General features: G+C 42.1%; 7 protein-coding genes. 4 read left to right on the plus strand and 3 right to left on the minus strand.

Features of this window, described 5'->3' with window-relative positions:
• Positions 1 to 86: 86 nt before the first annotated feature.
• Positions 87 to 959 (plus strand): SDR family oxidoreductase, encoded by an 873-nt coding sequence (locus tag RYK20_RS10440; protein ID WP_314895379.1) that lies wholly within the window; start codon positions 87 to 89, stop codon positions 957 to 959.
• Positions 960 to 977: 18 nt separating this feature from the next.
• On the opposite strand, the gene RYK20_RS10445 is transcribed toward RYK20_RS10440, so the two are convergent.
• Genes RYK20_RS10445 through RYK20_RS10455 form a run of 3 tightly spaced genes read right to left on the minus strand, consistent with a single transcriptional unit; the run spans position 978 to position 3,273 of the window.
• Complete coding sequence (locus tag RYK20_RS10445) at positions 978 to 1,961, minus strand: Gfo/Idh/MocA family oxidoreductase (protein WP_314604000.1); 984 nt, start codon at positions 1,959 to 1,961, stop codon at positions 978 to 980.
• 20 nt (positions 1,962 to 1,981) lie between these two features.
• Positions 1,982 to 2,314 carry a gliding motility protein GldC gene (gene gldC, locus RYK20_RS10450; protein ID WP_297981039.1) on the minus strand — a complete coding sequence of 111 codons (333 nt, stop codon included), beginning with the start codon at positions 2,312 to 2,314 and terminating at the stop codon, positions 1,982 to 1,984.
• Positions 2,315 to 2,319: 5 nt separating this feature from the next.
• Positions 2,320 to 3,273, minus strand: a complete 954-nt coding sequence (locus RYK20_RS10455; RefSeq protein ID WP_314604001.1) for a gliding motility lipoprotein GldB — start codon at positions 3,271 to 3,273, stop codon at positions 2,320 to 2,322.
• 78 nt (positions 3,274 to 3,351) lie between these two features.
• On the opposite strand from RYK20_RS10455, the gene RYK20_RS10460 reads away from it, so the two are divergent.
• From RYK20_RS10460 to RYK20_RS10470, 3 genes are all read left to right on the plus strand, one after another.
• Positions 3,352 to 4,368, plus strand: a complete 1,017-nt coding sequence (locus RYK20_RS10460; RefSeq protein WP_314895380.1) for an o-succinylbenzoate synthase — start codon at positions 3,352 to 3,354, stop codon at positions 4,366 to 4,368.
• Between the two features lie 34 nt (positions 4,369 to 4,402).
• Positions 4,403 to 6,664 (plus strand): inorganic phosphate transporter, encoded by a 2,262-nt coding sequence (locus RYK20_RS10465; protein WP_297981048.1) that lies wholly within the window; start codon positions 4,403 to 4,405, stop codon positions 6,662 to 6,664.
• Positions 6,665 to 6,770: 106 nt separating this feature from the next.
• Complete coding sequence (locus RYK20_RS10470) at positions 6,771 to 7,007, plus strand: hypothetical protein (RefSeq protein ID WP_311457457.1); 237 nt, start codon at positions 6,771 to 6,773, stop codon at positions 7,005 to 7,007.
• The last annotated feature ends 167 nt before the right edge of the window (positions 7,008 to 7,174 follow it).

Raw genomic sequence — 7,174 nt, forward strand, 5'->3', positions numbered from 1 at the left:
GGCAGAACGATATCCCGAGTAGCTACCACGCTTATCTGCTGAGAAAAGGAAAAGAGATTAAGAAACACAAGTTGTTTAATTAACAAATGAAAACAGAGAAAATATTATTAGCAGGAGCGACTGGCTATTTGGGTCAGTTTATATTAGCTGAGCTCCTAAAAAAAGAATACCCTACCCGTATTGTGGTGCGCAATAAGGCAAAAATAGCACCCGCCCTACTCACGCACCCGCTATTGGAAGTCGTAGAAGCCGAAGTAACCCAACCCCAAACCTTACAAGGCGTATGCAAAGGGGTGAGCAAAGTAATTTCAACCGTAGGGATTACCCAACAAAAGGACGGACTTACCTACGAACAAGTGGATTATGGGGCTAACAAAAACCTCCTCGATGAGGCTTTGCGCGAAGGCGTGCAGAAATTTGTGTACGTATCGGTATTCAAAGGTGAAATGATGCGGCATATTGCCATTGGGGCTGCCAAAGAACGCTTTGTCGATGCTCTTAAAGTCAGTGGGATAGACTATTGCATTGTGCGACCCAGCGGTTTTTACAGCGATATGGGTAACTTTTTAAAGATGGCAAAAGGGGGAAAAGTGCGTTTGTTTGGCAAAGGACAATACGCAATGAACCCCATTCACGGCGAAGATTTAGCTGAAGTGTGCGTGACGCAATTAGCAAGTGCTGAAAAAGAAGTGAAAGTAGGGGGTGCTGAGGTCTTTACGCATACCGAAATTGCGCGTTTAGCTTTTGAAGTGTTGCACAAACCTGTGAAAATATCCTATTCACCCGACTGGTTACGACGTTTTATTTTGAAAATAGGCAAATATTTGATGCCAAAGAGCGCTTATGGTACCATAGAGTTTGTTTTCACTGTAATGGCAATGGATTCAGTAACCCCAATGAAAGTAGGAAAACACCGATTAAAGGCACATTTTGAATCAATGAGTGAATTAGCTAATTAAGCCAATTCACTCAGAAGTTTATTTAAAATTTTCCTCTATTTTTGTGACGATATCTTTAGCAAGGCGTAATGCTTTGGTACCTTGTAGGAAGGTCACTACCGGAGTGGTGTTATGTTCTATAGCATCGGCAAAAGTTTCTAATTCCTCAAGAATAGCATTGGAAGGCTGTACCTCTGGGTATTCGAAGTAGATTTGCTTGCGTTCGCCTTCGGCATTCTGAAGAATCATATCATATTCGCTCACTTCTTCTGGAGCATCTTTCATATGGATGACTTCTACCTTTTTTTCTAAGAAATCCACAGAAATATAGGCATCCTTCTGGAAGAAACGACTCTTACGCATATTCTTCATCGAAATACGGCTGGCAGTAAGGTTGGCCACACAGCCATTTTCAAATTCTATACGAGCATTGGTAATATCAGGTGATTTGCTAATCACGGCTACTCCACTGGCTTCTATATGCTTTACAGGCGAATCCACTACACTTAGGAGCACATCTATATCGTGAATCATTAGGTCAAGCACTACAGAAACATCGGTACCCCTTGGGTTGAACTCCGCCAAGCGGTGAACCTCAATGAACATAGGGTTTGCTATGGACGACTTAGCCGCTTGAAAAGCAGGATTGAAGCGTTCTACGTGCCCTACCTGACCCTTTAGATGATTTTTTTCCAATAGTTGATAAATCTCTTCCGCTTCGGCTACCGTGCTAGTAATGGGTTTTTCTATAAAAATATGTCGCTTGGCAGCAATTGCCTTCATAGCACAGTCATAGTGAGAGAGTGTGGGAGTTACAATATCCACCACTTCCACCGCCTCAATGAGCTGGTCTATATTGTCAAAATAAGTATAACCAAATTCAGCTACAACCTTCTGAGCTTGTTCCTCATTAGGGTCATAAAAGCCTACAAGCTCGTATTTTTCGGATTGATTTAGGAGTTTTAGGTGTATTTTTCCTAAGTGTCCGGCACCTAATACGCCTACTTTGAGTTTATTTTTCATTTTTTAGGTAAGTAATAAGGTTATTTTTTAATAATATCCATTTTTTCAGCAAAATACTCACAGAAATCCCTCATTGTATCGGTCATTTTCTCATCTTGAGTAGCTTTGTAAAAAGTATCCGCCATTGTGTGTAGGGTCTGATAGAAGAAAAGTTTCATTTCCTCTAGAGGCATATCCTTTGTCCAAAGATCAATACGTAGGGCTTCTTTAGCTTTATGATCCCAAACGGCAAGGAACATCGCTTTGGCTTCTTGTAGGGCAACATCTCCATCAGGAGCTTCCCATAGGATACGTTCAGGAATGCGGTTTTCGTCCAGTTCTACTTGTAGTTTTATTTCAGAAGTATGATTCATTCGGATTATTTTTTAGGTTTATAATTAGCGTCTTTAAAGAGTTCTTCAGTAGGGATAGTCCCTAGTTGTGAGAGGGGAATGGGGTGCTTTTGCATATATTGCTTAACAATAGAAAGCCCGATGAACTTACCAATACTTCCAGGGGATTGGTTGTCCAAGTCCAGATAGAACTTGGAGAAGGGGGCAAGGTCAATGAATCGGTTTTGGACTTTCTTTTCGGTACTGTAAAGGAGCTGTTTGTCAATAAAATAGCGCCATATCTGAGCTTCGTTCTCCACTGCCCATTCATACTTTTCGGAGGTGTACTTGAGCAAGTCTTCTTCAGGGGTCTTGGGAAGAAACTGCTGGGCAAGGTAGAGGAGCTTTCCCTCATAAATCATTGCATCAAGGAAGGTAGTATTGCGCTGAAGGGGAATAATAGCTCGTGCCAAAGATAGGGCAACATCCGTAGGGAGGTATTTTTGATCCAGTTCTTGGGCAATATATCCTTCTATATCCACATAAAAAGGATGCTTAGCTCCCAAGTAGTTGTCCAGCCCAATAAGCAAGAGGCTATCGGCATAGATTACACGGGAAGGATAATCCACATCGGAGGTAAGAGTAACTATCTTGGCAGGGGTAAAATGTGGAAAATAGTACTTCACGTGCTGGTAGATATTCTTTATAGCTTTTTTCTGTTGGGAAAAATCACCAAAAGTCTTTGTTATTTCTGTAAAAAGCTCTTTTTGTAGCGAATCAGCCTGTTTTTCAGCCCATTCCTCATCAGAAGTATTATCAGGAAAGAAAAGGGGATATTTTGCTTTGACAAGCGGTAATTCTTTCGCAGGGGTATGGAAGAAGATAGAGTCCATACGCAGTAGCTTTACTTCCATTGGAATTTGGGCAATTTCCCTTTCGGTACGATCACAGCTTGCCAGAGCAAATAGGGAGACAAAAAGTAAAAATAGTTTTATTTTCATACGGCAAAGGTAAGAAAAAATATTTTATTTTTTTACAAGGAAAATCACTACTTTTGTCATTCCTTAATTTTCGTTGGTATGATAAAAGCAACTTTCCAGAAATATACCCTACAATTCAAACGTCCCGCGGGCACTTCGCGTGGGGTGCTTACAGAGAAACCTACATGGCTCCTTACGATAGAAAAAGATGGGCATCGGGGCGTAGGGGAATGTAGTCCGCTCCCAGGACTAAGCATAGACGATATGGCTGATTATGAGCGGGCAAAGCTCCTATGGGTTTGCCAGCATATTACCTTGGGCAAGGAGGCGCTTTGGGAACAGCTTGGGAGCTATCCCTCTATTCAGTTCGGGGTAGAGCAGGCTTTCCTTTCTTTAGAAGCTCAAGAGAAAGATATCCTTTTCCCATCGGCTTTTACCCAAGGGAAAGAGGCAATTCCTATCAATGGACTTGTATGGATGGGCGATAAGATGTTTATGCAACAGCAGATAAAAGAGAAACTCGCCCAAGGCTTTCGCTGTATCAAGATGAAAATCGGAGCGATAGACTTTGCTACAGAATATGAGCTACTTAAGAACATTCGTCTGGAATATACCCCTACCGACGTAGAACTACGAGTAGATGCCAACGGGGCTTTCTCTCCCCTTGAGGCTTTGGAGAAGCTCCAGCGACTAAGTGATTTACAGATTCACTCTATAGAACAACCTATCCGAGCGGGGCAGTACGAGGCAATGGCTCGCCTATGTGAGACTTCTCCCCTACCCATTGCTTTGGATGAGGAACTCATAGGTATTGCCTGCCCTGAGCGAAAAAAGGAAATTCTCCAGTGGATAAAACCTGCTTACATCATCTTAAAGCCCTCTCTTATAGGAGGTTATAGAGGTAGTGAAGAATGGATTACCTTGGCTAAAAAAGAAGGGATTGGCTGGTGGGTTACCTCTGCTCTTGAGGGGAATGTAGGGCTTTCTGCAATTGCTCAATGGACTTATACTCTTGGAAACTCCTTGCCTCAAGGTTTGGGTACAGGGAGCCTATATATAAATAATTTTCCTACTCCTCTAGAAGTAAAAAAAGGAGCCTTATGGTGGGTGAAATAAAAAAAATGTATATATTTGCACCAAAATAAGAACGATGGAACAAATATATATTTTCACCCTCTCAGCACTCTTCGCTTTGGCTATTTTTGACCTAATTGTAGGGGTAAGTAATGATGCGGTGAATTTCCTTAATTCCGCTTTTAGCTCTCGTGCGGCAAGGCTCCGTACCATTATGATTGTAGCGAGTATAGGGGTAGGAATTGGGGCAATTTTCTCCAATGGAATGATGGAGATTGCCAAAAAAGGAATCTTCAACCCAGAGATGTTCTACTTTGAGGAGCTGATGGTGATTTTCGCTGCTGTGATGCTAGCCGATATTGTTCTTTTGGACTTCTTCAATACAATGGGCTTGCCTACTTCCACCACTATATCCATCGTTTTTGAGCTCTTAGGAGCCTCGGTAGGGGTAGCTTTTGTCAAAGAACTGAAAGAAAAAGACCGTTTTTTCCACATAATTGACGGAGTAACAAATTATATCAATACAGGTAAGGTAGGGCAGGTAATTTCAGCTATTTTTGTCTCAGTATTCATTGCTTTTGTGGTGGGTTCCTTAGTGCAATTTCTCGCTCGTATCCTCTTCACCTATGATTTCGAGAAGCGGATGCGTTACTTCAGTGGAATTGTAGGTGGGATTGCCCTGACAGCCTTGAGCTACTTCTTGGTAATCAAAGGTTTAAGTGGGCTTTCCTTTATGCATAAGGAATATCTAGACTGGATAGACCAACATACAGGTTTGCTTCTAGGTATTTTCTTCGTAAGCTTTTTTATCTTAGGGCAAGTGCTCTACTGGTGCAAAGTAAGCATCTGGCGGGTGGTAATTCTCTCAGGTACTTTTGCCCTTGCGATGGCTTTTGCAGGCAATGACTTGGTAAACTTTATTGGGGTGCCGGTAGCGGCTTGGGACTCCTTCCAGCTATGGGAAGCGGCAGGTACACCAGAACGAACTATGACGATGGAATCCCTTAGAGAGAACGTACAGACACCTCAGATATTCCTTATCATTGCAGGTTCCTTGATGATTCTTACCATCTGGTTCTCTAAGAAAGCCCTTAATGTGATGCAGACTGAGATGAAGCTCTCTCAGCAAGGAGGTGGAAAAGAACGCTTCGAGGCAACAGGACTCTCTCGAGGGATTGTCCGCTTCAGTGTATGGATTACCTCCTTGATAGAAGCCCTTATTCCTAAGCGTACACTAGCATACATAGATAGCCGTTTTATAAAACCAGAAGAAACAAATAATAATATAGATAAGCCTGCGTATGATATGATTCGAGCAGCGGTAAACCTAGTGGTTTCCAGTAGCCTTATCGCTGTGGGTACTTCCTTTAAGCTCCCTCTTTCGACTACCTATGTAACCTTTATGGTAGCTATGGGTACCTCCCTTGCTGATAGAGCTTGGGGGAGAGAATCAGCAGTGTTCCGTGTGGCAGGTGTATTCAATGTTATTGGAGGCTGGTTCCTCACCGCTGGGGCAGCCTTTGTAATGGGGCTTATCACAGCCGTAATTCTCTTCTATGGGGAGATATATGGGCTCATTACAATGATTTTCCTTGTAGGCTACTTGGTGGTACGCAATGCCATTGCTTATCGCAAAAAACAACGTAAAGAGAAAGAAGCTCAGAAAAAACGTTTCAACAAGGAAGATCTTATTACTATTAGCGGAATTATGAAGCTCAGCTCCCAGAACATTGCTGGAGCGGTACAAACCATTGATGAACTTTACCGTGAGGTCATTGATAACCTTGCTGTAGAAAACCACAAAGGACTGAAAGCCTGCAAAAAACGCGCTAAATCCCTTACTTCCGACATAGAAGACCTTAAGAGTGATATCTATTATTTTATCCGCTCTATTGATGATAGTTCCGTGACTTCCAGCAAGTTCTATATACTGATTTTGGACTACCTCCACAATATGTCCAATTCCATTAGCTTTATTGCTGACACAAGCTATACACACGTGGATAATAACCATAAAAAACTTAAATACAACCACATAAGAAACCTAAAAAACATTTCTGAACAGATGCAACGACAGTTCCAGAAAATCCTTGAAATCCTCAATGTATCAATGTATTCAAACTCTACTACCCAGCTTATCAAGGACGTAGGAGCTATTAAAGACGAGATTTCTGAACTTATCGAGAAGCAAATACGCGATATTCGCACCACTGAATCCAGCCCTAAAAATACCAAGCTTTATTTCAGTTTGCTCCTAGAAACAAGAGTGCTTACCCGCTCTATTATCAATCTGATGACACTTTTCAAGGAATTCAAAGATCAGTATAGAGAAATGTAAATATTACGACCCTCATAGCAGAGCTACAAGGGGTAACCGAGGTATAGACGGAATACGGCAGGCGCAAGAGGCGTTCAATACGCATCGTGTAGGCTATGAGAAAACGTTGGCGCATAACGTAAAGCAGGATTCGGCTACTCAGATGAAAGCCCCTATGCTCACGCTCATCAACGAAAAGCTCGTGCCTTACGCTACTACAATGAAAATGGTAGATGCGACCAAGTACCGCCATTTCGCCGATACTGTAACACAAATCATCACCGATACGAACACTGCCATTAAAGTACGTTCCACTCACAGTGCTAAAGGTAAAGATACGCCAACGACTTCCGCCAAGTCATAGGCTTTTGGAAAAGACACAAAACCCTCCCCACTGGTAGAGAATACTATAAATGGGGAGGGTTTTTTATTTCTTACTCTTAATTTTCTCTATAGTTTTCGTATAGAACGTAGTTATATTAAGTCCGTATTGGGTATATTCACCTTTTTCTATAAACTTTTCGCCTGAGA

The organism is uncultured Capnocytophaga sp., from assembly GCF_963525585.1.
GTDB lineage: Bacteria > Bacteroidota > Bacteroidia > Flavobacteriales > Flavobacteriaceae > Capnocytophaga.